23 protein-coding genes are annotated in these 26,148 nt (G+C 39.2%); 16 read left to right on the top strand and 7 right to left on the bottom strand.

What is annotated here, in order from left to right; all coding sequences use genetic code 11:
- Positions 1 to 137 precede the first annotated feature (137 nt).
- From BPOF4_RS17370 to BPOF4_RS17335, 8 genes are all read left to right on the top strand, one after another.
- Positions 138 to 1,562 carry an RNA-binding domain-containing protein gene (locus tag BPOF4_RS17370; protein WP_012960538.1) on the top strand — a complete coding sequence of 475 codons (1,425 nt, stop codon included), beginning with the start codon at positions 138 to 140 and terminating at the stop codon, positions 1,560 to 1,562.
- Between the two features lie 362 nt (positions 1,563 to 1,924).
- Entirely contained in the window at positions 1,925 to 2,245 is a 321-nt protein-coding gene (locus BPOF4_RS17365) for a magnesium chelatase domain-containing protein (protein WP_012960537.1), read from the top strand.
- A 37-nt stretch (positions 2,246 to 2,282) separates the two neighbouring features.
- Entirely contained in the window at positions 2,283 to 2,591 is a 309-nt protein-coding gene (locus BPOF4_RS17360; protein WP_238446471.1) for a hypothetical protein, read from the top strand.
- Positions 2,592 to 2,606: 15 nt separating this feature from the next.
- The gene (locus BPOF4_RS17355) at positions 2,607 to 3,041 is read left to right on the top strand and encodes an SMI1/KNR4 family protein (protein ID WP_012960535.1); all 435 of its coding nucleotides are present in this window, start codon (positions 2,607 to 2,609) and stop codon (positions 3,039 to 3,041) included.
- A gap of 288 nt (positions 3,042 to 3,329) precedes the next feature.
- Positions 3,330 to 3,647: a hypothetical protein gene (locus BPOF4_RS17350; RefSeq protein WP_012960534.1), complete on the top strand. Its 318-nt coding sequence runs from the start codon at positions 3,330 to 3,332 to the stop codon at positions 3,645 to 3,647.
- Positions 3,648 to 3,730: 83 nt separating this feature from the next.
- Positions 3,731 to 4,060, top strand: coding sequence for a hypothetical protein (locus BPOF4_RS17345; protein WP_012960533.1), 330 nt, complete (start codon positions 3,731 to 3,733; stop codon positions 4,058 to 4,060).
- 107 nt (positions 4,061 to 4,167) lie between these two features.
- Entirely contained in the window at positions 4,168 to 4,665 is a 498-nt protein-coding gene (locus BPOF4_RS17340) for an SMI1/KNR4 family protein (RefSeq protein ID WP_012960532.1), read from the top strand.
- Between the two features lie 113 nt (positions 4,666 to 4,778).
- Complete coding sequence (locus BPOF4_RS17335; RefSeq protein WP_012960531.1) at positions 4,779 to 5,276, top strand: YxiF family protein; 498 nt, start codon at positions 4,779 to 4,781, stop codon at positions 5,274 to 5,276.
- Positions 5,277 to 5,397: 121 nt separating this feature from the next.
- On the opposite strand, the gene BPOF4_RS22960 is transcribed toward BPOF4_RS17335, so the two are convergent.
- Entirely contained in the window at positions 5,398 to 5,754 is a 357-nt protein-coding gene (locus tag BPOF4_RS22960; protein ID WP_158305583.1) for a competence protein ComK, read from the bottom strand.
- A 142-nt stretch (positions 5,755 to 5,896) separates the two neighbouring features.
- Between BPOF4_RS22960 and BPOF4_RS22295 the strand changes: the two genes are divergently transcribed.
- The 5 genes from BPOF4_RS22295 (at position 5,897) to BPOF4_RS17315 (ending at position 11,178) form a co-directional block, all read left to right on the top strand.
- Complete coding sequence (locus BPOF4_RS22295) at positions 5,897 to 6,055, top strand: hypothetical protein (RefSeq protein WP_012960528.1); 159 nt, start codon at positions 5,897 to 5,899, stop codon at positions 6,053 to 6,055.
- A 402-nt stretch (positions 6,056 to 6,457) separates the two neighbouring features.
- Positions 6,458 to 6,841 (top strand): CotH kinase family protein, encoded by a 384-nt coding sequence (locus BPOF4_RS17330; RefSeq protein WP_012960527.1) that lies wholly within the window; start codon positions 6,458 to 6,460, stop codon positions 6,839 to 6,841.
- Between the two features lie 134 nt (positions 6,842 to 6,975).
- Positions 6,976 to 8,193, top strand: a complete 1,218-nt coding sequence (locus BPOF4_RS17325; RefSeq protein WP_012960526.1) for a copper amine oxidase N-terminal domain-containing protein — start codon at positions 6,976 to 6,978, stop codon at positions 8,191 to 8,193.
- A gap of 191 nt (positions 8,194 to 8,384) precedes the next feature.
- A complete protein-coding gene (locus BPOF4_RS17320; protein WP_012960525.1) occupies positions 8,385 to 9,737 on the top strand; it encodes a serine hydrolase domain-containing protein in 1,353 nt (450 codons plus the stop codon).
- Between the two features lie 259 nt (positions 9,738 to 9,996).
- Complete coding sequence (locus BPOF4_RS17315) at positions 9,997 to 11,178, top strand: C40 family peptidase (RefSeq protein WP_012960524.1); 1,182 nt, start codon at positions 9,997 to 9,999, stop codon at positions 11,176 to 11,178.
- 99 nt (positions 11,179 to 11,277) lie between these two features.
- Here BPOF4_RS17315 and BPOF4_RS17310 read toward each other — a convergent pair whose 3' ends face one another.
- Positions 11,278 to 12,333, bottom strand: a complete 1,056-nt coding sequence (locus tag BPOF4_RS17310; RefSeq protein ID WP_012960523.1) for an S-layer homology domain-containing protein — start codon at positions 12,331 to 12,333, stop codon at positions 11,278 to 11,280.
- 290 nt (positions 12,334 to 12,623) lie between these two features.
- On the bottom strand, positions 12,624 to 14,693 hold the full coding sequence (locus BPOF4_RS17305; protein WP_081457693.1) for an S-layer homology domain-containing protein: 2,070 nt from the start codon (positions 14,691 to 14,693) through the stop codon (positions 12,624 to 12,626).
- A gap of 188 nt (positions 14,694 to 14,881) precedes the next feature.
- On the opposite strand from BPOF4_RS17305, the gene BPOF4_RS17300 reads away from it, so the two are divergent.
- On the top strand, positions 14,882 to 15,634 hold the full coding sequence (locus BPOF4_RS17300) for a hypothetical protein (protein WP_012960521.1): 753 nt from the start codon (positions 14,882 to 14,884) through the stop codon (positions 15,632 to 15,634).
- 271 nt (positions 15,635 to 15,905) lie between these two features.
- Here BPOF4_RS17300 and BPOF4_RS17295 read toward each other — a convergent pair whose 3' ends face one another.
- Complete coding sequence (locus BPOF4_RS17295; protein ID WP_012960520.1) at positions 15,906 to 18,338, bottom strand: bifunctional 2',3'-cyclic-nucleotide 2'-phosphodiesterase/3'-nucleotidase; 2,433 nt, start codon at positions 18,336 to 18,338, stop codon at positions 15,906 to 15,908.
- Between the two features lie 326 nt (positions 18,339 to 18,664).
- Between BPOF4_RS17295 and BPOF4_RS21305 the strand changes: the two genes are divergently transcribed.
- A complete protein-coding gene (locus tag BPOF4_RS21305) occupies positions 18,665 to 19,876 on the top strand; it encodes an S-layer homology domain-containing protein (protein ID WP_012960519.1) in 1,212 nt (403 codons plus the stop codon).
- 48 nt (positions 19,877 to 19,924) lie between these two features.
- Here the strand turns inward: BPOF4_RS21305 and BPOF4_RS17285 are convergent, their stop codons facing one another.
- The 3 genes from BPOF4_RS17285 to BPOF4_RS21295 all read right to left on the bottom strand — a co-directional run bounded on the left by BPOF4_RS17285 (position 19,925) and on the right by BPOF4_RS21295 (position 24,618).
- Entirely contained in the window at positions 19,925 to 21,091 is a 1,167-nt protein-coding gene (locus tag BPOF4_RS17285; protein WP_012960518.1) for an acyltransferase, read from the bottom strand.
- A 159-nt stretch (positions 21,092 to 21,250) separates the two neighbouring features.
- Positions 21,251 to 22,894 carry a stalk domain-containing protein gene (locus BPOF4_RS21300; protein WP_012960517.1) on the bottom strand — a complete coding sequence of 548 codons (1,644 nt, stop codon included), beginning with the start codon at positions 22,892 to 22,894 and terminating at the stop codon, positions 21,251 to 21,253.
- A 149-nt stretch (positions 22,895 to 23,043) separates the two neighbouring features.
- Entirely contained in the window at positions 23,044 to 24,618 is a 1,575-nt protein-coding gene (locus BPOF4_RS21295) for a M14 family zinc carboxypeptidase (protein ID WP_012960516.1), read from the bottom strand.
- Positions 24,619 to 24,810: 192 nt separating this feature from the next.
- Here BPOF4_RS21295 and BPOF4_RS17270 point away from each other — a divergent pair, with 192 nt between their 5' ends.
- A complete protein-coding gene (locus BPOF4_RS17270) occupies positions 24,811 to 26,103 on the top strand; it encodes a stalk domain-containing protein (protein WP_012960515.1) in 1,293 nt (430 codons plus the stop codon).
- The last annotated feature ends 45 nt before the right edge of the window (positions 26,104 to 26,148 follow it).

Raw genomic sequence — 26,148 nt, 5'->3', positions numbered from 1 at the left:
ATATAGAATTAGTTATGTTAATGTATAATATATTATACGGAGTACGGATAAGGGTTTAAAAGAACATAAATGGCTTATAATACATAGTAATATTAGAATACGTTGCCTAGAGAAACTAAAGCGGGATGATGATGCTTATGAAAATGAAAAAATTACAAGAGCTCCTTAATGAAGGCGAAGGCATATCTGTTGAATTTAAGCAAAGTAGAGATAAATTAAACAGGGATGTTTTTGAGTCTGTTTGTGCTTTTTTAAACCGGAACGGTGGGCATCTATTTCTAGGTGTAGATGATTATGGAAACGTATTAGGTGTTAATGAAGATGCAATTGAAAAAGTGAAGAAAGAATTTGTAACATCAATGAACAATCCTCAAAAGATTAGTCCAACATTTTATTTATCAATTGAAGAAATTGAAGTTGCTGGCAAGCAAATTCTTTATATCTTTGTACCGGAAAGCTCACAAGTACATCGCTGTAATGGGAAAATTTTTGATCGGAATGAAGATGGCGATTTAGATATTACTGATAATACGAACCAGGTTTCAGCAATGTATATGAGAAAGCAAGGGACATATTCAGAAAACCGTATATTTCCTTTTGCGGAGTTGTCTGATTTAAGAAGTGATCTTTTTATAAAAGTTAGAAAGCTGGCAGAAAACCAGAGAACGGATCACCCATGGAAGCTAATGGATGATATGGAGCTCTTAAAGAGTGCGGGACTATATCTGAAGGATTTACAAAGTGGGAAAGAAGGAATTACCTTAGCTGCCATTCTGCTTCTAGGTAAGGACGATCTTATTATTTCAGCCCTTCCTCATTATAGAACTGACGCTATTTTACGTAGAGATGATATAGACCGTTATGATGACAGAGATGATATTAGGACCAATTTAATTGAGAGTTACGAAAGGCTCATGCAGTTTATCGCAAAACATTTGAATGATAAATTTTATTTAGAAAAGGACCAGAGGGTAAGCTTAAGAGACACTATATTTAGAGAAGTAGTATCGAATATTCTTGTTCATCGTGAGTTTTCAAACCCATTTCCAGCAAAACTTGTTATTGAGAATGAAAGGGTTTTTGTTGAGAATAGTAACAAACCACACGGTAATGGAACTATTGATCCAGGCAATTTCTCACCGTTTCCTAAAAACCCTACTATTGCAAAGTTCTTTAAGGAAATCGGACGTGTAGATGAACCTGGTTCAGGTATTAGAAATACTTACAAATATAATAAAATTTATTCAGGAGCAGAGCCTACTTTTATTGAGAGTGATGTGTTTAGAACGATTATTCCATTGAAGCCTAAGCATGGTGGTGATCAAGCTAGTGATCAAGCTAGTGATCAAGCTAGTGATCAAGATGATCGAGCTAAAGAAGTATTAGAGTTTTGTAAAATTCCTAAAAGTAGGAGTGAAATACAGGAATTCTTGAAAATAAAGAGTAAGCGATACTTAAGAACAAAAATATTGAACCCATTAATTAAAGGCGGATTATTAAAATTAACTATTCCTGATAAACCAACTAGTCCAAAGCAAAAGTATTATACAGATAACAGATAAAAATTAGTTCAAGAAAACGAGAGATGGTTTAAAGACCGGGAAAGGTAATAAAACATGGACGAGCGAAAGTTTCGGTGCTATCACCACCCGAATCCTGTCGAGTAACATGATAAATCAGCCTGCTGAGCACTAGCTTAGTGGGCTGGTGTTTGTTTATTTATTTAAAAACTTTAGCGTCCTATCTTAATGGTGAAACCCGTATGATTATTTTATTCTCTTGGAGGACTTCCTCCTTTTTGGTTGAATAATACAGTATGTAATTCTTCTGCTCTATCTTCGTTTTTCCTCTTTATCTTCATTTCTATCATTTCTTATCTCTTTCATTTCACTTTCATTCTTAAAACTGAATAGGGGGTTTTCTTTTGACGGCGATTGTTTCTAGTATTGGGTTGAAGGGGCTGGCTGGGTATGTGGTTCAGGTTGAGGTGCATATTTCTAGCGGGACGGAGTCGATGGTGATTGTCGGTTTGCCGGATGCGTCTGTGAAGGAGTCAAAGGAGCGGGTGTTGTCTGCGTTGCATTCGTTTGATTGTGATGTGACAGACGAGAAAATTGTCGTGAATTTGTCTCCGGCTGAGCAGAAAAAGAATGGTCCGTTGTTTGATTTGGCAATGGCCGTGGCGGTGTTAAAGGAGAAGGGCCAGGTGAAGGGTGTCGTGGATGAGGGGACCGCTTTATGTTAAGCTAAGTCCATCAAATTATCCAAATCCAGACCCACCTATGACTATACCACCTGTAAGATATGAACCAAAAACAATTGAAGAAGTCATAAGAATGCGTCAAGGAAAAGGACCAACAACTAAAATGTTGCATGGTGATAAAAATATAGAAGCACACCATAGACAACAAGTCCCTGTTAAAAATGGTGGGATATTAGATGAATTAGAACAAAAAACTCATAGAGGTGGAGGAAATCATACACGTCATGATAAACCTTCCCAGTTAACTCCTTCTCAAAGAGCCAAGGAAATTAGAGAACACTATAAAGAAAGAGGAAAAGAATATATACTACCAGGAGAAGGTATTTAAAAGGAGGAAAAGTAAGTGACAAGAGATGAAATTGCAAATTTATTAGATGGTATATTAGATAAAGAATTAGGGAATTTAGATACTCCTTTGGCAAGTGATTGGGAGTATATCGAAAAAAAGTTTGGATGTCAATTTCCATCGGAGTTTAAATTTTTTATTGAATTAATGTCTAAATATTCGTTTCCAGGAGATATCTTAAATGTATCCAATGGTAATACAAATGGAAATGACACTATTGAATTTACCTATGACTATGAAATGAAACAGGGGGGATGGAAGGAAGAATTAATCCCGTTTTATAGTATAGGTAATGGTGACTACTTCTGCCTTCTTTCCAATGAGTGTCCAAACACAGGGGTTTACTATTATTCACATGAAGAAACTAATATAGATAAAGAAGCTAATAACTTTGAAGAATGGTTAAAACAGTTACCTATTTTTTTGAGTTAATAAATAAAAACCTTGCTTGGCTAAATGCCTTTCAAGGTTTTTTGTGACGGACGACCCAGTGCTTAATAGACTGTCAACCTGATGGAGAGGTATGTACATACCAAAAATAAAGAGAGAGTGGACTTGGGTGAACCAATAGGATCCACCTAATTCAGTATGTTTAACCGATGGAAAGAGAGTATGGGAAAGGGAAATAGGTAATTAATAACTGCTATTTACACTATGACCTGTGTGGGTGGTGGTAGTAGCAGTTTCTGTCTACACTCGAATTAAGAAGGATGAATACAAATGTCTATAAAGTATGATGAATATGATCTATTAGAACTTTTTCAAAGTGAGCCAGTGAGTATATCGGGCAATATCGATGATGGGGAATTAATTTATACATACAAAGATGATCAAAATTTCAAGCTGATATTAACTTTAGATGTATATAAACAAGCGATAAGTCTCGGTATAACATTCAATGATTCTATCGTATTTACAGGTGATTTTAATAATGTAACCAATATAATAAAAGACGACGATGCTATGGTATTGTATGTCGGGGAAGAAAAGAGAGTAAAGGTTAAATTTTATAAACAAGTTGGAGTGGAGCTGCTTTAAGATTTGGTGCTTGCCATCACTCGAATGTTATCGAATAGAGGGGATGGATTTTGAAACTAATTTGAAGTAAAACAGAACAAGAAATGAGAGAACAACTGATTAAATCAAATCAGTTACTTTTCAACAGTGAAGAGAAAAAGAGGCTGCTTGAAGTTAAAAGGTGTGAATATCCAGAATTGAAAGCAGCATATATTATTCATTGGATACCTGAACAGGGTGAGGATATTTATAAGATACTTATAAATGATAGTTTAATAGCAGAAATTGAATTAGAACGTAATAATTATGAGATGAAACCAAAGGCTAAAACATTAACAGTTTCACAGTATCTGAAAGGGCTTAGTAAGCAAAATCAAATAAAATTGGCTGTTGCTCTTGATTTAGTAAAACAAGAATTAAAGGACGTAAAATAATTTTCATAACTTACCTTAAGAGAACATCACGGGGTTATAGACATGCGGGCTAAACATAATGTTCCTAATTATGTAAAAAGAGTGGCCGATACTCAGGAGCTAAGTAAATGGAGAAGATAAAAAAATTACTTACACAAATTAAAACTCTGCCAGGTTGTCGTGTACTAGAACCTAATGGATTACCTAGTATTGATGAAACAAGTCACGTTCTTCCTGAGGATATAAAAGAGTTTTACACCCTTTGCGGGGGAGTCATTTTATATGAACGTGAGGAATACCCAACTTTTGTGGTTCCGCCAGATAAGTTTGTGTTGGCCAATCCAATTATCATAGGTGAATTATGTGAAGAAGATATATCATCTAATTGGTACATCATTTGTAATGATGGAAAGGACGAGTACCTAACTATTGACCTTGCTAAAGAGAGACTTGGGAGATGCTATGACAGTTTCTTTGATCGTCATGGGCTTGTAGGTGAAACACAAATTATAGCCACTTCATTTACCGATCTACTTGAGAGACTTGTTGAGAATAAAGGACAATATTGGTACTGGTTAAAAAATGATTTTGATTCTTTAGGTGACGCATATGATGAGATGATTTAAGTGATTCACTTATATGAAAATGGCCCGCATAGCTTAGCGGGCTTATTAATTCTTATATGCTTCAATATGAGTTCCCAGGAAGGTTTTGTTGGGTATAAAAGGAAGGGTCGCCCATGAGAAAAGTGATTAATTTGAGTGATGAAAGAAAAACGAAAATGGAGCTGTTAAAAAGAAAAAGCAGGAGAGCAAATTTAGTAAAAGAATTAAACTTCATGACTCTTACAGAGGAACCATTTTTAGATATTGAAGATAACGATTTATTTTGTAAGAATGTATTTTCGTTACTTAACACATGGGAAAACAAGGTTCAATTGCAAGGAGATAGCTATAAAGAACATATTCAAAAATCAATACAAGTGTTAAAAGAGACTATTGATACTCTGGAAATAGCCCCAAAACAAGGAAGACAATTGTTTTTTAGAGGAAATGAAATAGAAGCAGTGTTGGTTAATGTTGATGAAGTATTTAGTCACTTACATAAAATTATTGAGTTAACAAAGTTTTCAGTTGGATATGGAGATTTTATCCTGGTCTCAGAAAATTTTAATTTTGGTTTTTGTATTGAACGAACAGAATATTATTATGAGTTAAGTGTTTGGGGAATATCATAATGAAAAATATGAGAACCTAGGCTATACGCCTTCAAGGTTTTCTAGCATTAGTAAAAGTAGATTGACTTCCAATACCCACGCATTCTTTATGTCTCTTCTCAATTTCCATCCAAAACTTCCTTCAAACATATTCCAACCGCCGCTTCCTCTCTACCGGCCTTTGCGTCAATCTGACAATACAAAACGATGTTCGCTGGATTTGTTTTTCAAAGGTCGAATGAGTGATATCGACGGTGAGCTGGTGATGGTTCATGAAGGTGATCAGTGTTTGGTTGGAGAGTTTCTTGAAAATGTGAATATGGTGGTAGAAAATCCAATTGCATTCGAATTTGGATGGGGAGTTAGTGGGGAAGGCGTAGATATGGTTCAGCGGGTCAATGGGGATCGGGATCTTGCTTGAGACATTAATTAATTTACTAACTGCATCACGCCTCCCCTCGCACGTAGCGCCACCCTCTATACACGCCCGCTCAATCATACTGTGAGCGAGCTCCTTGACGTAGGGATACGACATGATTTGACGTAAAAAAAGAGGTGTTTTGAGGAAATAGGTGTGATAGTTATTAGCAGTCTACAAAGTACAGCAACGAGATTGGGATCAATTTTGGAGTTATGGTGTAATGCAGAAAATCGCAACATCTAGTGATGGCTGGGTATATGTAATCAACACTCCAGGGGAAGATCCGTATATGTTCGGAAGATACCCTGTAGGCAGTGAACAAGAATACATGAGAGTACATTATCACTTGAAGCACTCAATCATTGCTACATTACAGTAGCAGCAGGTCATAAAAGCTAGCATCCCCATTATGGTGGCTAGCTTCTTCCCTGCTATAACCTCCTCTTAGCTGTCTCCGTTTCTAACAGGTATAAAACCTTTCCCTTCGATTCTATGATACTCCCATATGTAATATAACGATTATTGATGAGGTTTTCGTAGGTAAGGAGATAAGCGGGCTGAATTCGAGCTCGCTTGTAAAAAAGGGTTTAATATTCTATTCAAATGTGTATGTAAAATAGTAAAGATTTTCATGTCATACCTCATTTAGGTTACATTATAGTCAATTTCAACCAATCTTGCGTTTTACACGCTTATTTAGTTAAACTAAAGTATAATAGAGGAAAGTTTAGGTGGGATGATGAGGCCCATCGAATAAATTATTGTATGTGAGGTTATTCAAATGTACAAAGATCTTTCACGCGGCACCAAGTTAAGTATTACATATTCAGTAAAGAAAGCGTTCGTTCTCTATATGGAGAGCATCGAGTGGAATGAGGATGCTTACAATAGTGATAAGTTTGTAAGGTTCTGGCGCGAGTATTCAGAAGAGAGCGCTCAATGGACGAAGGAAGTGGATCAGTCACTGCTTGAAAACCCTGTTTTCCAAGAGGAGTTAACGAAAAAAGTAAATGAGATTATTAAGAAAATCTTCGAAACGGCTCCAACTGAGAATCAAATGAAAAAAATCGATGAGCTTGTTAATGAATTAGGCATTGAAGATGTTGATTACAGCTGTCAAGCGGAAGCTGATTATCAAATTCAACGTTTAAACAGCCGATTATAAGAAATGATGTGAACGCCTTGTGAACGATTCATAAGGCGTTCTTTTTTTATGGGAATTATGCAGGACTTTTATCATTAGTCTAGAAGTCTATTTATGATGCGCTAAATTTTGATACAAATATAAGGAGTGATTCGGTGAAACGTTTCGTTATTTGGACGATGCTAGTTGCCTGTCTTGCAATGATTTTTTCCCCATTTCAAGCTGCAGCTGCAACTACAACATCCAATGTAAAAGTTATGGTTGATGGGGACTTAGTGGAGTTTGATGTTTCTGCAACTATTAAAGAAGGTCGTACCCTAGTCCCTGTGCGTGGAGTATTTGAATTACTAGGGTTGGATGTAACTTGGAATCAAGAAGAACGAACAGCAGCTATTTCAAATGGGAAGGATCTTGTTCAATTAACGGTGGGTAAGCCAGAGGTATTGATAAATGGTGAAGCAGCATCTATTGATGTTCCGGTAACTCTTGAGAATAATCGCTTATTGATTCCTCTTCGTTTTGTTGCTGAACAATTTGAATATGGAGTTGATTGGAATCAGGCATCTTTTACGGTACATATTACTTCGGCATCTGGGGTTGTGGTAGATGATGTAGAGGAATTTCTAAAGGCCACGCTTGAAGCTGATTTAAACAGCTATTCTGCTGATATGGAGCTTTGGCAGATTATGAATGTAGACGGTGAAGAAATGACAATGGAGATGGACATGAAGATGGACGTTGTCATGGACCCGATTGGTTTTTATCAATACATGGCTATGACGATGGAAGAGCTTAGCGGAGAATCTATTGTATCTGAGGCTTATTTAACAGAAGAAGGCTATTATGTTTCTGAAATGGGTCAATGGATTAAGTATGACGATGATATGGTGGAAGAAATCCTCCAGCTTAGTCAGATGCAGATGGACCCGATGTATCAGTATGAGCTTCTTCTTGAGTATGCAGAGAACGTCAGCGTGATTGAAAATAAAGATACGTATCTGATGAGCTTCTCGATTACTGGTTCAGGTTTTAATGAATTATTAAATGAACTGTTAGGCGGTATGGACTTTGGTATACCAAAAGAGGAATTAGAAATGATTGGGCTTCTATTTGAGAACTTCGATCTTTCTATCAGCTCGGTGTTTGATAAAGAAACATTATTCCCTCTTTCTCAACAAATGACCTCTGAATTAGCAGTAACAATTGAAGGCGAGACCATGCAGTTAACTCAAAAAGTCGATGGCACTTACTCAAACTTTAACGAGATTGAGAAAATTATGATCCCGCAAGAAGTCATTGATTCAGCAATCTCATTTGATGAGTATATTGGACAATGGGACTTAGAAGAGGTTGAAGTAGAGGATGCAAGCTAATTGACATACAAATAGTGGAAAAGAAGAGCTTAAAAAAGCTCTTCTTTTTTATTGGTAAATGTTTCATATTATTTGTTGCGGGTATTGTTTACAAGACAAATTACACAATAAAAAGATAGGATTTGACAGAAGAATTTGGTATTATTTTTCTGTTGATATACTTTCTACTTAAAAGTAAAAGAGGTAAAAAAATGAAAAAAATCCTTATAACCATGTCTCTTGTAATAGTCTTGCTGTCGCTCATAAAGGCTGAAGTGTCAGCAAATGAGAGCCCGGATGTCTTTTTGGACGATAAGTCTTTATCTTTTGATGTAAATCCTATATTAGTTAATGGAGTGACATTTATAGAGTTGAGGGGACTTTGTAATGCTCTAGGTTACAATATCGGGTGGCAGCAGTCTTCTCGAACAGCCTCTTGTATCGGGGGGAATAAATCTTTTTCCTTTTCATCGAATGATCCTTTTTACACTTTTAATAACCAGCAGCGACAATTCATTCACAAACCAAGGCTGATAAACGGCAGAACGATGCTTTCATTAAGAGAGGTGTCAGAGATATTTACTAAGCGTGTCATTTGGTTAACACCCTCTAGAGAAGTCCTGTTATTAAGCCCAAACCCTTCAAATGAATTAAAAGGGAAAGTGGTTAATGACTTTTTAACTCGTTTACATAGAAAACAACAATTCACAGGGGCTGCGTTAGTAGCAAGAAATGGGGAAATCCTATCTAGCAATGGGTACGGATATGCAGATCAAGAACGTAAGGTTAGCAACCAACCTCAAACTCAGTTTGCTATCGCATCGATTACAAAAGGATTTACTGGTACAGCAATTATGCAATTACAAGAACAAGGGAAGCTGCATGTAAATGATAAGCTAAGCAAGTATTTTCCTGACTTGCCGTACGCTAATCAAATAACGATTCATCAATTGCTCACCCATACTGCAGGCCTTCCTTGGGAGAAAGATACAGAATATAAGAATATAAAACTTATTTATCAGCCTGGACAAGGCCAGCGTTACAGCAATGTGGGCTATATGCTTTTAGGCGATATCATTGAGAAAGTGTCTGGAAAGAGCTACCAAGCTTATATGAATGATCATGTATTTTCCGGAACAGGTATGAGTGCTTCAGGATTTGATTTAAACTCAAGCCAGTCAGAGGTGAAAGCAAAAGGTTATCAATGGCAAAATGGAAGATGGGTATCTGTAAATCGTGACTTCTCTTTAAGAGGTGGTTCAGGAGCCTTATACTCTTCTGTTGAAGATCTTTATCAGCTAGACCAGGCTTTAACTAATAGTGAATTAATGGGCAGAAGTACGCTGCATACAATGCTCACTCCGCACGAAGGAGCATGGGGATATGGTTGGCAAGTGTTTTTATCCCAAACTGGAAGGGTGTCTATATTATCTGGTTCTACAACAGGATTTACTAGTCACATTAAGAGACATGAAGGAAGAAAATACGTAGTCATTTTGTTAAGCAACCACGCAGACTCTAAAATGGATTTGATCGCAACTTCGATTGAATACATTATTCAATAATGAAAGTTAATATGAGAGCCGAGTGTTCATACACTCGGCTCTTTTATTATGAATTAATAATATCAATTCCTGTGATTCTAGTCCTATCTTTCATTACAGTTGTGTAACATTTCGTCGAATCGCGAAGTTTTTTGGTACTATAAGAAAGTCAAATCTCAAATAGACTCTATTAATCTATGGAGATGTGCAATGAGTATGTAAAAATAACTGTAAACGAAAGTAAATATAACGATCTACATATCTAGGAGGAACGGGAAAGATGAAAAAAGTATTAGTGACATCGGTAGTGGCTGCAGGATTATTTTTTGCTGCCCCGCAAATGGCAGACGCAGCACTCGGAGATCAAACTTTACGTGTGGGCATGAATCACACGGACGTAACAGAGCTTCAAGAAGCACTGAAATCTAAAGGCTATTTCACATTCGACCGTGCAACAGGTTACTACGGTTCTATTACAGCGGATGCTGTTCGTAAATTCCAAGCATCAAACGGATTAAAGGTAGACGGCATTGCCGGCCCTCAAACATTTGCAGCACTTAAAGCAAACGGAAGCACAGTGACGGCAGCAAGTTCAAACACAAGCTCAGCTACTTTACGTACTGGTGCAAGAGGGGCAGCTGTAACAAACCTTCAGCAGCAGCTTCGTAATCACGGACACTTCAGCTCAGCAGTAGACGGGGTATTCGGTCCATTAACAGAGCGTGCGGTTCGCAGCTTCCAAAGTGCGAGAGGGTTAAGCGTAGACGGGATCGCTGGCCCACAGACATTCTCAGCTTTAGGACAAGCAGCAGTATCAGGTTCAACGACACAAGCGGCAACTTCTACTACTTTACGTCAAGGAACACGCAGTGCAGAGGTTACTAGATTACAAGACCGCCTTCGTCAGCTAGGTTACTTTAACTCTAACTCAACAGGCTATTATGGCACAGTAACGACTGAGTCAGTCCGTCGTTTCCAAGCGGTGAACAAGCTTCAGGTAGATGGTGTAGCCGGCCCGCAAACATTATCAAGACTACACGGATCAAACGCAGCAGCAGCAAGTACAGCAACTGAGACAGTAAGCGCTTCTTCAAGCAACAGCTCAATCGGTTCACGTATTGTATCAAGTGCAAACCGCTACATCGGAACACCTTATCGCTACGGCGGGACGACAACAGCAGGATTTGACTGCAGCGGATTTATCCAACGTGTATTCAGTGATGTGGGAGTTTCTGTACCGCGTACCGCACTGCAGCAATGGAACTCAGGCACTACTGTGGCAGCACCAAGTGTAGGAGACATCGTTTTCTTCGCAACAGTGAACAGCGGCCCATCGCACAACGGAATCTACATTGGAAACAACCAGTTCATCCACAGTGGTTCATCTACTGGGGTAACCGTAACAAGCATGAGCAACAGCTACTGGAGCGCACGTTACTTAGGCGCGAAGCGTATTCATTAATTAATAGAAGAAAAGGTGACGATCAGAGTAGATCGTCACCTTTTTTGGTTTGGCGAGTAATGTTGGAAGGCGGAATAGGGCGAACCAACCAACCGCTCCTTATGGATTAACAGGGACTCGTTCAATAAACCCTCGATCAAACGCACGGTTTTCCATAATCTGTCCGATTGAACTGTATAGATTATCCTCCACAAAGTGGTTATCTAAGTAAGATTGCATATCCTTTAGGACGATGTCAGATGGTGCAAGTAAGCGGTAATAACCATATTTGCTGCTCCAAAAGGAGATCATTTCTCTTAAGAATTGATCTTTTTCTTCTGAAGAGTATTCAATCCAATCATGTCCATATTGTCTTGAGTTATAAAAATATTGAAAGACTGCATTGAATTCGGGAGTTAATTCATCAATCGTGGCAATGCGGTCTGGCTGTTGATAGTATTTAATTTCAACAGTTTTATCGTCAAGCCAAATGATATCCATAACTAAGTGACCTAAATAAGCACGATTAATTAGTAATTCCATCAGATTTTGTTCATATTGATTCGTATTGTATGTTATCTCATAAATCCAACGTACAGCAGCTTGCCGCTCTGCCGGCTGGTCTGGTAAGAAGTACCCATCATTTGTTCCTTTAGCTAGACTTATAAAAGTAGCTAAACCTACATCGTTAAACGCATAATCAGAGACTTTTTCCCAATCTTTAAACTCAGGATAAAAGCCCGTGAATCTTGAAAAATCGTCAAACCCAAGTCCGCGAATAATCATTGTCATCATATCTTCGCGGGTAATAAGCTCACTTGCTCCATAGGTGTCTTCTGATAGACCAAAGACGATACCTGCTTCAACAAGTGCGCCTACTTCAGGAGCTGCCCATGATGGGACATCAGAAAAGATATTTGCAGCAGGTTCATTTGCAGGTAATTCAAGTGCATTTGCTAATATTCTAGCAAACTCTGCACGTGTAATATTCCTTTTCGGCCCAAATGTTCCGTCAGGATATCCTGCGATAATGTCAGCCTCAACTAAGGTTTGGATCTCCTTTATAGCATAAGATTTTTCAATATCTGTAAAGGCTGGCTGAGCGGCCTGTATAGACGTAGGTAATACCCCGAAAAGCGTTGCTGCAGCAGCAATTGATATCAATTGTTTTTTCATATAAATCCCCTCCAAGTTGTATACTACAGGAAATCAAGTAGACTATCTACCAATATTGGAAAATGTCAAAAAAGACGAATAAAGGCATCCTTCCTTTATTCGTCTTTATTACTGCTTTTGGAGGGTTTTAAGAGGGCAAGAGGCAAGGAAGTTCAGCCTGCATGCATCACTCTATTTCAATTAAATCTTCATCAGGCATCACAAAAATAGGAACATATGACAAAATTCGATTTCCGGGGAAATGATACAGCCCAAAAACGACTCCTGCATGATCAGGAGTCGTTTGATAGTTATTGGATTAGTTCAGCGTAAAAGTATAGAACAGTAGCTACTTGAGCACGTGTTGCTGCACCTTTAGGTTCGAATAGCTTTCCATCTGCAGTACCAGAGATGATACCAAGATCGGTTGCATATTGAACATAAGCTTGAGCGTATGGACTAATTGATGAAGCATCTTCAAAGCTTAAGGCTGCGTTGATATCAATTGTTGTACCTGTTTCATACTCATAAGCGCGCATTAGCATCGTAACCATTTGCTCACGTGTAATTAATGCGTTAGGTGCAAATGTTGTTTCCGTAATACCACTTACAATTCCAGCTTCATAAGCAGCCAGCACGTACGCAGATTGAGCTTCCGTTACATCTCTAAATGGAGTTTCAGCTGCCCCACTAACTTCTAGGTCAAATGCTCGAACAAGAAGAGCAGTAAAGTGAGCACGTGTAATATTGTTATTTGGCTTAAATGTTCCATCTGGGTAGCCGAAGATCACTTCTTTAGCTGTTAAGCCCTCGATATAATCAAATGCCCAGTGGCTCTGAGGAACATCAGAGAATGATGGAGCTGGTTCTTCAGGAGTACCAGGAAGCTCATCAGCTGATTTCACTTGAATACGTCCTTCAACCTCGTAATCGATCACGCCTTCTGTCTCCATTAAGTGACGAGCGTAAGTGATCATCGCATTTGTCACATATCCAGCGTCATCTTGAATGGTTTTACCTTCAAAGTTATACCCGTCTCCGCTTGATGCAATAAAGTCGTTTAGAGCAACAGTGTACGTAGCGTCCATATCAATTGGCTCACCATTTACAAATAACTCTGAATCGACATATTCCTTTTCTTCATTCACATAGATTGTATAATTAAGGCCAGCTGTTTGAAGGTCAATTCGATCATTACGGTTATAAGAGAACTCAATTGCGTTTTTAATAGCTGCCCCTGTCATTTCTCTTAATGTTATGAGATTTCCAAACGGTTCAACTGTATAGATATCTCCAGCTGTAATATCTCCCGGCTCAATACTAGCACGGATTCCGCCATTGTTCGTTAATGAGATATCAGCAGAAGGAACAGAGTGAAGCACAGCATCCATCCAAAAGTTCCCTAGAGGAGCATCTCCGTCATTACGACCATCACGTGTTAAACCAGTCGTTGTATGGCCAATTACTTCACCAAGAAGCTCTTCAGCTTCTGCTTCGTATGCTTTAACCATCGCGTCAACTTCAGCGTTTACTGTTTCAAGCTCTGACACTTTTTGCAGGCCGCCAGTTACCGTTACTTCATCTGTTTCTTTGTTATACGTAATTTCAAGGCTGCCGATGTTATTTGCATCTCCGCCTGTTTGAGCGATCGACGTACCATTAACGACTACCGGCTCTTCAAGCGTTGTATGAGAGTGACCCCCGATAATGACATCGAAAAAGTCCACTTCTTCAGCTAAGCGCTGATCTTCATTGAAGCCAATATGAGTTAATGCGATGAATACATCAACATCATCAGCAAGGTGCTCGTATTCTAGAGCTGTTGCGACTGGATCATGAAAATCAAGTCCGACAATCCCTGCAGGTGCAGTTGCTGGAGGAGTTTGAGTTAACCCAAGAACACCTACTGTTACACCCTCAAGTTCGAAAATTGCATAAGGCTCAGGCTGTTCAATCGCAATCGTTTCATCAACCACTTCTGTGTTGGCACTTAACCAAGGGAAGTTTGATTGTTCTACACGCTCTTGGAATGCCTCTTGACCGTAATCAAATTCATGGTTACCGATAGCCATCGCATCAAGTCCCATCTCATTTAAAAGAGCTACAATCGGCTCACCGTCTTGCAGGTCAACAACAGGGTTTCCGCTGAAAATATCACCAGCATCTAAGTATAAGAAATTACTAGACTCAGCGCGCTTCTCGTCTATGTACGCGCTAATTTTACCGAAGTTAGCAATCTTTGCATGCATATCATTTGTATGCACAATGTCAAGCGTCACTGAGTCAGTGTCATCAGCAAGAGCAAGTCCGCTGAAAGAGAAGCAAGAAGCTAAGATTAATAGAGTCGCCAGCATGCTTTTCAACCATTTTCCGTTCATCATATTCCTCCTAGAAATCTATTTTCCGCTTGGCAGAAAGCGGATACATGTAAAATTATATAGAAATAAGTAGAGAAAGTATAGAAATATGTCAGAGATTCTACTAATCCATTATTTTGAAATAGTGGTTGTTGTTTCTACTTGTGCATAGTAGACTGACTACAGAAGAGAGAAGGCGGGGGATAGGCTAGATGGAAGATAAACTAAAAAAGATGAAGCGTGTAATCATTGGATTAATTGTGATTGTTATGCTGCTTGGCAGTGTGCTCATTTATCAGCAAATGGAGAAAAGGAGTTATGGCCACGTGCTGGATCATAAGCTAACAAATGAGCTAGGGGTGGGGCTTGCGACTCCATCAGCAAGTTATCTCATGTTAAGTGAGGCAATGGAGCAGGAACGTATCAGTTATGAGGATTTATGGGGGATAATGACTGGATTAAGACATTTTATTGGTTCTGTACAGGATTATAATCATTTTGCTAGTTGGTTAAATCGGGGTGATCCAGAATGGCGGCGGGGTCTAACGGTTTCTGCTGCTGATGATGCTTTTTACTATTTTGATGAGCAAGTGCGCTGGCTTGTTACTGAAGCAGAGGAGCCGATTAGAGGAGATGGTCCTAGAGGTCACGTGATGTTTGAAGAAGACTATATGCCAAGAGAACAGAAACTGGCTTTATCAACAGAGCAGCTTGAGGAATACACGTGGTATTTAGGGTTATATGAAGCATGGTATGAGGCGATCGAAGAAGTGATGGACGTACCTCCGCTTGTCGAATTTGATGAAACGCAGTGGTATCATAATCCATTTGTGAGGTTTGGAACTAATGGTCAGGAGTCTTCCTTCTATGATGATGAGTGGGTGGAGATCTTAGCGTTACTAGAGGAGAAAACGGAACGCTATTATGAAGAGGCAGGTCGATTGATGGAATTAGAAATTAGGTGAGGGACTGATGTGCAGGTTGTCCGGAAGGGATTTGTATGATTTTGAAACGTTTATGAGCCAGTTCAGAAGCTAATTGCGCTTCTGTTTTGCGGAATTGCGTCTCTTGAGAGCACAATTGCGTCAGTCTCATCTAATTGCGTCTATTTAAACAGGTTATGCGTCCATGTTAAGAAGAATTGTATTCGGTCAGCGTATAATTGCGCCTGATTAAAGCCACCCATGGACACGCTTCTTATCAAAGAAAAGCCCCCAGCAATTGGGGGCTTTTAGCTTATTTATTCATAGAGTGGTAAACAAGAATCGCAAAGTCACGGCGTGTTACATTTTGTTTCGTGCCAAACGTTGTAGCGCTTGTACCAGATGTAATTTCATTTGCATAAAGTGTCTTAATATCGTTTTGGAAGATTGAATCTTCAATGTCTGTTACTTTCGGATCTACTGAACCAGTAAGTTCGAACGCACGAACAAGTACTGCTGCTGTTTCACCGCGAGTAATACGGTTATCAGGAGAGAAGCGGTCAAATCCAGTTCCGGTGAAAATGCCTGCTTCGGTTGCTGCATTGATGAACGGATAGAATACAGATTCCGTGCGAACATCACGATAGCCTGCAGAAGGAGCATTTTCTACATCAAGTCCTTTTGCACGAGCCAGCATAGAAGCTGCTTCTGCACGTGTAATTGAAAGGTCAGGACCAAACGTTTTGTTCGGATAACCAGAGATTATGCCAGCTTCATAAAGAGCCATCATTTCCTCGTATCCACGAGTTTCCTCATTTATATCTGTAAATACAGGCTCAGCTGGAGGCTCTGTTTCTACAGGTGCTGCTGGATGGAACTCGAATACTGACCAGCCTTGAGCATTTGTTTCTAAGAACGTAACGCCTTCTACCTCTGCACGCTCAGCATAAGCAGGTGCTTCAGCTGCTGTTCGAATTGTAATTGGGCCTTCTGCTTCAAATGGAGCGATTGACCAATTGTTTGTTACTTCAACAGAGATTTCGCCACGCTCACGGATATAGTCAATAATCACTTCACGGTTTTCTTCAGTACCTGAGTAAACAACTTCTGTGTCAGCGGTTAAATGATCTCCTCCGCCGAAAGCACGGTAGTTATTAGTTACAACAAGGTATTCTTGTTCTGGGTCAACAGGCTCGCCGTTGTAAGTCAAATCAACAATACGCTCGCCCTCAGGTTTTGTTACATCAATCATATACTCAACGCCTTCAATTGTATCGAAGTTGTACTCACGGAAATTAAGATCCGTTAATTCTTGAGCTTCTGTTTTTGAAGGGTCAATTTGGAAGAATGCACGAGCTGATTCTTCTAACCAAGACTCAAGAACGGTACCATCTACTTTAACTACATGAAGAGTATTTGGGTAGATATAGATATCAGCTACGTCTTTAATGGCAATCGTGTCGCGGACATCTGTGTAATAATCTAGCCCGCCACGTCCTGCGCGAAATGGCGCTGCTGCAGATAATAGCGGAAGATCAGCTAAATCTGTGCCTGCAAAGTGCTCAGTTGCGAATTCAAGTTGAGCATCATTTACTAATTGAACAACTTCATTATCAAAAATACGAGCAAAGAATGTGTTTAATTCTCTGTCAGTCGTACCTACCGGGCTGTTTACATACTCGATTGTTTGTTTGTGACGGTCCATAACAATGTTTTCGATTGCTTCATGTGAATCGTAATCAGCTGTTACTACAGCTGTTGCATGACCATTTTCAACTGTCCATTTCCCATCTTCAAACGAAAGGTCAAGCTCGATTAAACCAAGGTGTGACCCCCAAGAACCAGGCATTACTGTCGGCACTCCGTTTAATGTTCCTTTTTCAAAATCAGCAGAATCAGAAAGATTAGTAAACTGTTCTTTGTCATTTGGAAACACATAGTGCTGGTGACCAGTAATTAATGCATCTACTCCTTCAACTTGACTGAGTTGGTAAGATGCGTTTTCACTAGCATTTTCACTTGTATCAAATCCAGAGTGAGATGCAACAACAATTACATCTGCACCTTCTTCTTTCATTTGCGGAATGTATTTCTCTGCTGTTTCAACAATTTCAGTTACATAGACATTTCCATCTAAGTGAAGACGATCCCAAGTCATGACTTGGGGAGGAACAAATCCGATGATACCGATCGTGATGTCATTGCCGTCAATCGTTTGCTCGACCATTGTATATGGCTCATAACGGTGTGTATCATCATTCTTGTTATACGTATTCGCACTTAACCATGGGAAATCAGATTGTGCATCAATATCATCTAGGAAATCCAGGCCAAAGTTATACTCGTGGTTTCCAACTGCTGCTGCATCGTATTCCATATAGTTCATGACATCAATAATAATATTGTTGTCTTGTGGATCTACAGTTGCTTCAAGATCCCCTAAAATACTACCCTGAACGATATCTCCATTATCTACTAAGATTGAGTTCGGGTATTTAGCTCTCATTTCTTCTACTACACTGTACACTTTCGATAAACCAATTGATTCATTTACTGCATCTGCCATGTAATCATAAGGCATCATGTGGGCATGGATATCTGATGTACCCATGATTGCGAGCTTAGGAGTGTTACTCTCAGCTGCAACCGTTTTTGTCCCGATAAAAGGAAGGACAGTTGATAGAGCAAGTAGTAATGAAAGCGTTAGCATCATTAAGCGACTTGCACGTTTGTTCGAATGAGTCAAAGTGATTCCCCCTTGATTAGTGATCCTTATTTGAAGATTAGTAGAACGATATCCTCAAATAAAGTCGAAGTAAGGTAACGCATACACTAAAAAGGTTATCACAAGATGTTCGGACAAGATACATATTTTTTGAGATTTTATCAAAATCAGTCTTTTTTTGTAGAAAAATACTAACTTAGTTACAGATTAGGGTGATTTACTAGATCTAGAAAACTAGTGAAAAGGTACTGTTTATAAGGTTTAGGAGTGGATTGGAAGATTTATAATTGAAGGTTTGAAACGATTATCTAATAATGGAAACGTAGGATACATAAGGAGGAGAAGATGTGAAGATAAAAATAGGCTTTATTGTACTAGTCATTTTATTGATCGTGCCATTCGGTGTACAGGCACAATCTTTATTTAAAGATGTTCCCGAAAGTCATTGGGGAACTGATGAGATTCGTTATCTAGCTGAAGAAGGGATTGTTACCGGCACTGGGGGAGGGAACTTTTCGCCTCAAGCCCCAGTAACCAGAGCACAGGTAGCTGTTATGCTTAGCCGTACACTGAATTTGGGAGGAGAAGCAGCCAAGCAGCCTTCCTACAAGGATATCGATGAAGAGACATTTGGTTACCATGCAATCAGTGTACTCACTGAACGAGGTGTGTTTGCTGATGGTGAAGCTTTTCACCCAATGAGATCAATCACGAGAGCAGAAATGGCACGGGTGATTGCTGAGGCATTCGAATTAACTGGACAAAATGAATACCAATTTGCAGATGTAGAACGAAATCACTGGGCAGCACCTTCTGTAAGGGCTATTGCCAAAAACGGTGTGATGGCTGGTAATCTACAAGCTCAGTTCTTACCAAGCCAGCCTATGACGCGGGCGGAATTTTCAGCATCTCTTGCGAGGGCAATCAATGAGGAATTTAAAATTGATGCAGATTCTATTATTGAGGAATCTATTATTCGCGTGGCAAAATCAAATGTAGAGAAGCTTGAAGAGATCTTCCGCAGTCCTGAACTACATGGATCGCCTCGTGCACAATATTCAACGATCCGTCCCGAAGTTGCTAATTACGGGACTACAAGCTATGCATATGGTCACCTATATCGACACTATCAGCAAATGTGTTCTAACTGTGATGAGATGTTGTACGGTGATACAAGTGGATTTCACGTACGTGCAGAGGCGGCAGCCTTTAGTGTAAACAGTGTGAGGGTGGAAACGATCATTCTGGGTAATGAACTGCATGACCCGAAGTTTTTCACGATTGAAATGAGACCTGATGATGGGAAGTATAAAATCCATCAATCTAATCTAACAGCAGTAGAGGGGGCAGGGTTTGATTTAACACATGAAGAAACAGAGAAAGCTGTGCAGAAATTTGCGGGCAGTTACTATACTTCTTCTGTAACTCATCTTCAACTAGTTAATATTAGCTCGCATGAACCTTATAACTATGAAAAGCATGACTATCAAGTGACGTTATCTAATGGCGAAAGTCACTATGTAACAGTTGATACTAGAAATGGTTTTATAACGTATTAATTATTGGAAAGAAGCCGCAACTCAATAGTTGCGGCTTCTTTCCAATAATTAATTAAGCTGTTTGGCGTTAGCTTTTGTCTCGGCTTTTAGACGTTTAGGTTGAGCTCCAAAGAAAATCCATCCGCCTTTCATCTTGTAAAGGACAGGGTGTACTACTAAGATAGAGCCTACTAAAGCAATAACAAAGCAACTAAAGATCCATAAATGATACTGCCACATTTCATTTCCAAAATAGACATATTGTCTATAGAAGAGCAGGAACAGTGGATGGATTAAATAAATTCCAAATGATAGCATACCAAGGTACGTTAAAGAATTGACGATAAAAGGTTTTCCGAATTTATAAATCCAATGACCAATTAGAATAGTGACTAAGGCACTGAAATAGGTGTGTAAACTCCAGAACAAATGGAAGATTTTTGAATCAAAACTCACTCCATGTGCTCTTTGCATATAGTACAGGTAAATATGTCCAATAACAGCGAATACCCAGATTGCTGCAATACCAAGGATGACTAACCGTTGTTTGCTGAAGAAAGGACGAACTTTCATTGAAAACCATTGTTTTATTGATTCGTAATAGATTCCAATAAAAGCACCCGTTAAATAATGTGACATATAGGAAAGAGAGATACTTCCTACATATGGATATTTGATATAAAAATGGTTCAGTAATGAGTATGCGAATTGTATAACAAAGCCAATCCAAATAAGATGCTTTACTACTTTTGGGAACTTCTTTAAAAATACTAAGAAAAGAGGAAACAATAAATAAAACTGCACACTAATAAAGACAAAATATAAGTGCGGATGTGCACTGCCCATCATAAGCTTGTTTCCAAAATCATTAAGAAAATCACTAAAGCCAGCATAGTTGCTGAACATCCGAGAATTGACCGTGATGTAAATAAGTGAAAAAACGAAATATGGTATAAGGATATACAGCATGCGTTTTTTATAGAAATTCGTCACAAGCGATCGTGAAATATCCCTATGATAATAGCTGTAAAATAACACAAAACTGCTTAATAAGATAAAAGTAGCCGTTCCGAAACGGAAAAACGTGTTGTATGCATTGTATGCAAAAAACGACATGCTTGTTGTATCAAGCGTGACGGCAGCTATTGACGTAGCGTGGACCATTAAAACAGCTAATATAGCTAGGCCGCGCACAACATTGAGTTCATAGATAGGTGCTTTTTTTTGTATTGCCATATTTTCACTTCCATTATAAAAATAATAATTTCTTTATTACTATATCATAGCATGTACAATAGAATAGGGGTTCAAGTGAAGTTTTAGATAGTTCCTCAAAATCACAGAAGAAATACATCAAAATGAGAGCCTTGAGATATTCTCTTGGCTCTCATTTTTTTAATTTAGATAAAGTACACGAGCGCGTCCCCAGTCAATCGTTGAGCCGGTAGATTCTGCTACAAAACGAATTGGTACGAGGGTTCGTCCATTCACTACTGTAGCTGGTACATCAAGGGTATGAGTCGTACCATTAACCTTAGCAGTTGTTTGATTTACTCGCAGCTCAATTACGGTATCACGATTAGACCCTGTGACCGTTTGAGTAGAAGCGTCCCAATGAACATCCAGCTCTAGGAAGTCAAAAATAGCGCGAATCGGTACGAGCATTCTGCCAGAACTAAGTACAGGCGGCGTCAGATCAAAACCAATGATTTCTCCATTTACAGCAGCATGCATTTGCTGTACTGAAGATACAGAGGCAGTAGTAACAGCATTTGAAAAAAGACTTAATAGATCCGTATGAATATAAGTCGTACCGTTGTACATAAAGGCTTGGTTTTCAAGATTTACTGGCTGATTATTATAGAGAATAGATGAGCTTAAAGGCAGGACACGAACTTGCTTTTTATTTGATTGATCAAACTGCTGTCTTGCTGAAATAGCACGTGAGAGCATGTTTGTTGTATCATAATAGCGCTGAGTACGCTCCCCTCGTAAAATAACGGTGGTATAAGTTGAACCTCCTGCTTCAGCAAAAGAGATAAGATTATGCCTTGAAACACTTGTATATCCTGTTTTACCACCAATGATACTCGAGTGACGATAAGCTTGGTTATGCAACATTTGATTTGTATTTCTCCATACTTTATGAACCGGGCTGCCAGCTCGATTTCGATAAGTGGTAGCATACGTTGGTGTGCTTATTAATTTTAGAAATTCAGGATGTTTACTTGCCTCTGCTCCAATTTTAGCAAGGTCAGAGACAGTCGTTTTTTGGCTAGGATGATCATACCCGTGTGCATTCATAAAAGTAGTATTTGTCGCACCGAGCTCTCTTGCGCGCTGGTTCATCATTTGAACGAATTGCCAATGGCTTCCTCCTATATGTTCAGCAATAGCTACAGCTGCGTCATTTCCAGAGGGGAGCATTAAGCCGTGCAATAATTGTTCAAGAGTCATCACATCACCAGGACGAACACCCGCCTTTGAGCTGTCAAAGGGTACCGTAGCAGCCCCTGGCCCAACGACAACGCGGTCTGATAAGTTACCTTTTTCTATGGCTAATAAGGCTGTCATTACTTTAACTGTACTTGCTGGATAAAGGGCTGCATTTGCATTTTTTGTGAAGCTAGGCCGATCCTGGCCGCTTTCTAAAACAGCACCGGCATGAGCTCCAATAGGGATCGAAAAGGAAACAAAATCATTAGACGGTATAGTTTGTTTAGGAAGAGGATGATTCAAGCTTGAGTTAATGTGAATCGAACTGCTTGATGTTCTACTTTCTAGAAATATACCTGAAGCATTGCTTGTTATTTCAAGGTCAAATAAATTAGCTGCATCACGTAAAGGAATATAGCTTTGATTATTATGAGTAAGCATAGTTCCTGGCAGAAGAGAGGCACTACCTTTATGCTCAACGATATATGGTTCTTCAAACATATATACATTTTGCAGGGAGCTAAAGGCAAATACATTCGTACTTGGGAATACAAGTATAAGCAACAAGACTATAAAAATACTTATTTGTAACAATTTATTCAATGGATTGATCCTCCTGATCGTAAAGATCTATTTATATAAACCTAATAAACTACTAAATTATACCATGTTAAGGAATGGGAGGTAACAGAAAAAAGACAGAAATAAAAACCAAGTCTATTTGTTTTAAAAAGACTTGGTTTAGGCTACTTTTAGTCGTTTGTTATTTCTTCTGACGTTTCTTCAGTTAAAGTAGATTCCTCTTTATGGTCGTCTGTATCATCAGAGGGAGCTTCCGTGTCTTCATCGACATCAGAAGTTGGGGAGTAGCTGCCTTCTTCATCTAGTTCTGTTGCTTCTGCGTCAGCATCAATAGTAACTTGTTCTTCCGTCATTTGCACAGCTTCCTCTAATGTGATCTTTACATGTCTTGTTTGTTGATTCCACTGTACATTTGCTCCAATAGCTTCACTAATGAAGCGTAGGGGGACAAAAGTTCTTCCATCAAGCAGCATTGCAGGCGCATCAAGTGAGACATTTTGACCATTTACTATAGCTTCATGTTTATGAATAGGAATTTCAATGCTTATGTCATCTTTAGTAACGTATACTTTTCTAGCTCGGGAATCCCATCTTAAAGTGGCTCCAAGCTCTTCAAAAATACTTCGAACAGGTACGAGGGTTCTTCCTTGTACAGAAAAAGCTCCGCTTGTTTGACCTAAATTATTCCCATTTACTTCAAGGCTGACTGGTAATTTTCTTGCTTCAAAGCGTGACATGAAGGCTCGATGGCTGTTGAGTCCCACATAAAGCCCTACTTGACGGTTTTGGTTCCAAATCCGGTCAAAGTATGAAAGTGGGACATGCGTATTGCCGACATAAGGTGCCAGCTCTGGTGTGAAAGCTGGACGCTTATACTCTTGGATAAACCAGTCTGTATAACCGCCTCCGCCTGTACGTGAAGGAACACCCATCATGGTGTAGCCGGTCATGCTGCTGATTGCTCTAGCATGCTGGCGGTCACGAGTGAGTTGAGCACCAGACTGGTGGAAGTTCCAAAATAAAATTTCTCCACTGCTGTGATAAGAAACAGCCATTTCAGGATCAATCTCATTTGTTAAGGACAACACAGCTTTTACCTCTTTGGCAGTATGAGGAGCACTCCCACGATGATTAGACCAGCTAGGCCGCCCAGGATCATTAGCTAAGTTATTCCAATTCGCATTAAATTGTCTGTTTAGGTCAATTCCGCGAGCATTTGCTTTCCAGCGTTGAAAGGAAAGGCTTCCGTTATTCATCGTTATAAGTGCACTATGAGCGCTTGATGGAAACGCTGATAAACCTCTTTGCTGAAGGGTTACTCCATCAGGGTTCATCATCGGGACAAACCAAAAGCTATGAAAGTCTAGGATATTTTTTACGTTGTAAGAGCCAATATTACGATTAGATCTATAGGCCTGGGCATATTGATCGATCATATTCATTGTAAGGTTCGTTGAAATCCATTCTCGAGCATGGTTTGATGCATTTATGTAAGAAGTTGATAGACCATTCCCGAGCTTTACCGCATAAATTGGTCTGCCATACTCACTTTCTCCAATTACCTTATATTCAATGATTTCTGGGTACGTTTCGGCTAATCGAACAATGTCTCTTTCCATTTGTTCAAATGAATAAACCTGCTTTGGATTTACAATATTTGAGGCATTTACCTCATTTGAAAAAGGAATTAAGACAACTACTATGAAACTTAAAAATAAGGACAAAAAGATAGACCTTTTGGACATTGAATCCACACCCTTCTTAACGGTTTACTATAATAGTAGCGTATAGCTAGTGGAAAAATTCGTCAATTTATTTTTTGAACTTTTTGAGATTGTCATAGATTTGAGTTTACGTTTTTCAAATATGGGAAACAATGAAATATAGATATCATAGACTGCTAGCTGGGACATATTAGTGAGAAGGGAGTGTGTGAGATGAAGAGAGTACTTATATTTTTCTTGTTTATTTTGATGGTGTTTCTAATACATAATCCAACAGCAGGTGCTTATCAGCCTATTAACGTGATGATGAATGATCATCAATTAGATATGAATGCCCCGGTACAGGTGCAAAAAGGAACAACCATGCTTCCGATGCGGGTTATTTTTGAAGAGTTAGGAGCTAAAATCAAGTGGGATCAAGCGACAAGAACAGTGACCGCCACAAGAGAAGGTACAGAAATCCTTCTAACAATCGGATCACACACAGCCCTTGTTAATGGGGAAAATAAGACTCTGGCTATCGCTCCGTATGTCTATCAGCAACGCACTTATGTCCCGCTTCGTTTTGTGTCAGAATCGCTAGGCGCCATGGTTAGATGGGATCAGGAGACAAGAACCGTATATATTGAATCAAACGATAAACTTACCCCTTCGGCACAAGAGATTAAGCTTGAAGTAGGCAATATTCAGCTTGGAGATACGATGGATCAAGTTGAATCCTTACTCGGAGGTTCATTAGAGCAATTAGCAAGCAGCTATTCATTTGATTGGCATGTGTTTCACGAAGGCTATGACCGCTATATGCAAATTGGAATTAATAAAAATGAAGTGACGGCCCTTTATACGAATCATATCTCAATGATCGGCAGTAACAACGAAAAATCAACGTATACGAGAGAACAAATACGCAATCTGCTTGGAACACCTCTTCAAACGATTAAAAAAGGAGAAAAAGTCTATCGCATAGACGGCTCAAACCGTGATACCTTTGATCACAAAGGCGCATATGTCACCGTCTTTTACGACAAACAACACAGTGATCAAGCAACCGCAATACAGATTGTAAAGAAAGAAGCAGAGCTTGAGAAGGCAGGCTATGTAGGTGCTGATCCAGCTGCTAAAATCAGCGATTATGAACGTCAATTATTTTTGCTGACCAATGCCGTCCGCGTTCGTGAAGGAGAGAAGGCGCTTAGTTGGAATGACTCCGTTTCAAATGTGGCACGCGATCACAGCGAGGATATGGCTGAGAATAGATACTTTAACCATTTTAATCAAGCAAATGAAACCCCATTTGACCGGTTAGACCGTGCTGGAATAAAGTATTCGCAAGCAGGAGAGAACCTTGCTTTTTCTCATAGTGATGCGATTTATGCACATGAAGCACTTTGGAATTCTGCTGGTCACAGGTCGAATACATTAGGTACAACATTTAAGCAAGCAGGTGTAGGGGTTGCATGGAATGGTGAGACTCCTTACTACACGATTAATTTCTTGAATCCATAAGATAAGAAAGAAGGTTCGACTGTTCGAACCTTCTTTTTGTATATT

The organism is Alkalihalophilus pseudofirmus OF4, assembly GCF_000005825.2.
In the GTDB taxonomy this organism is placed as follows: domain Bacteria; phylum Bacillota; class Bacilli; order Bacillales; family Bacillaceae_D; genus Alkalihalophilus; species Alkalihalophilus pseudofirmus.
The sequence above is the reverse complement of the archived record's forward strand: the minus strand, read 5'-3'. Positions and strand labels throughout refer to the sequence as shown.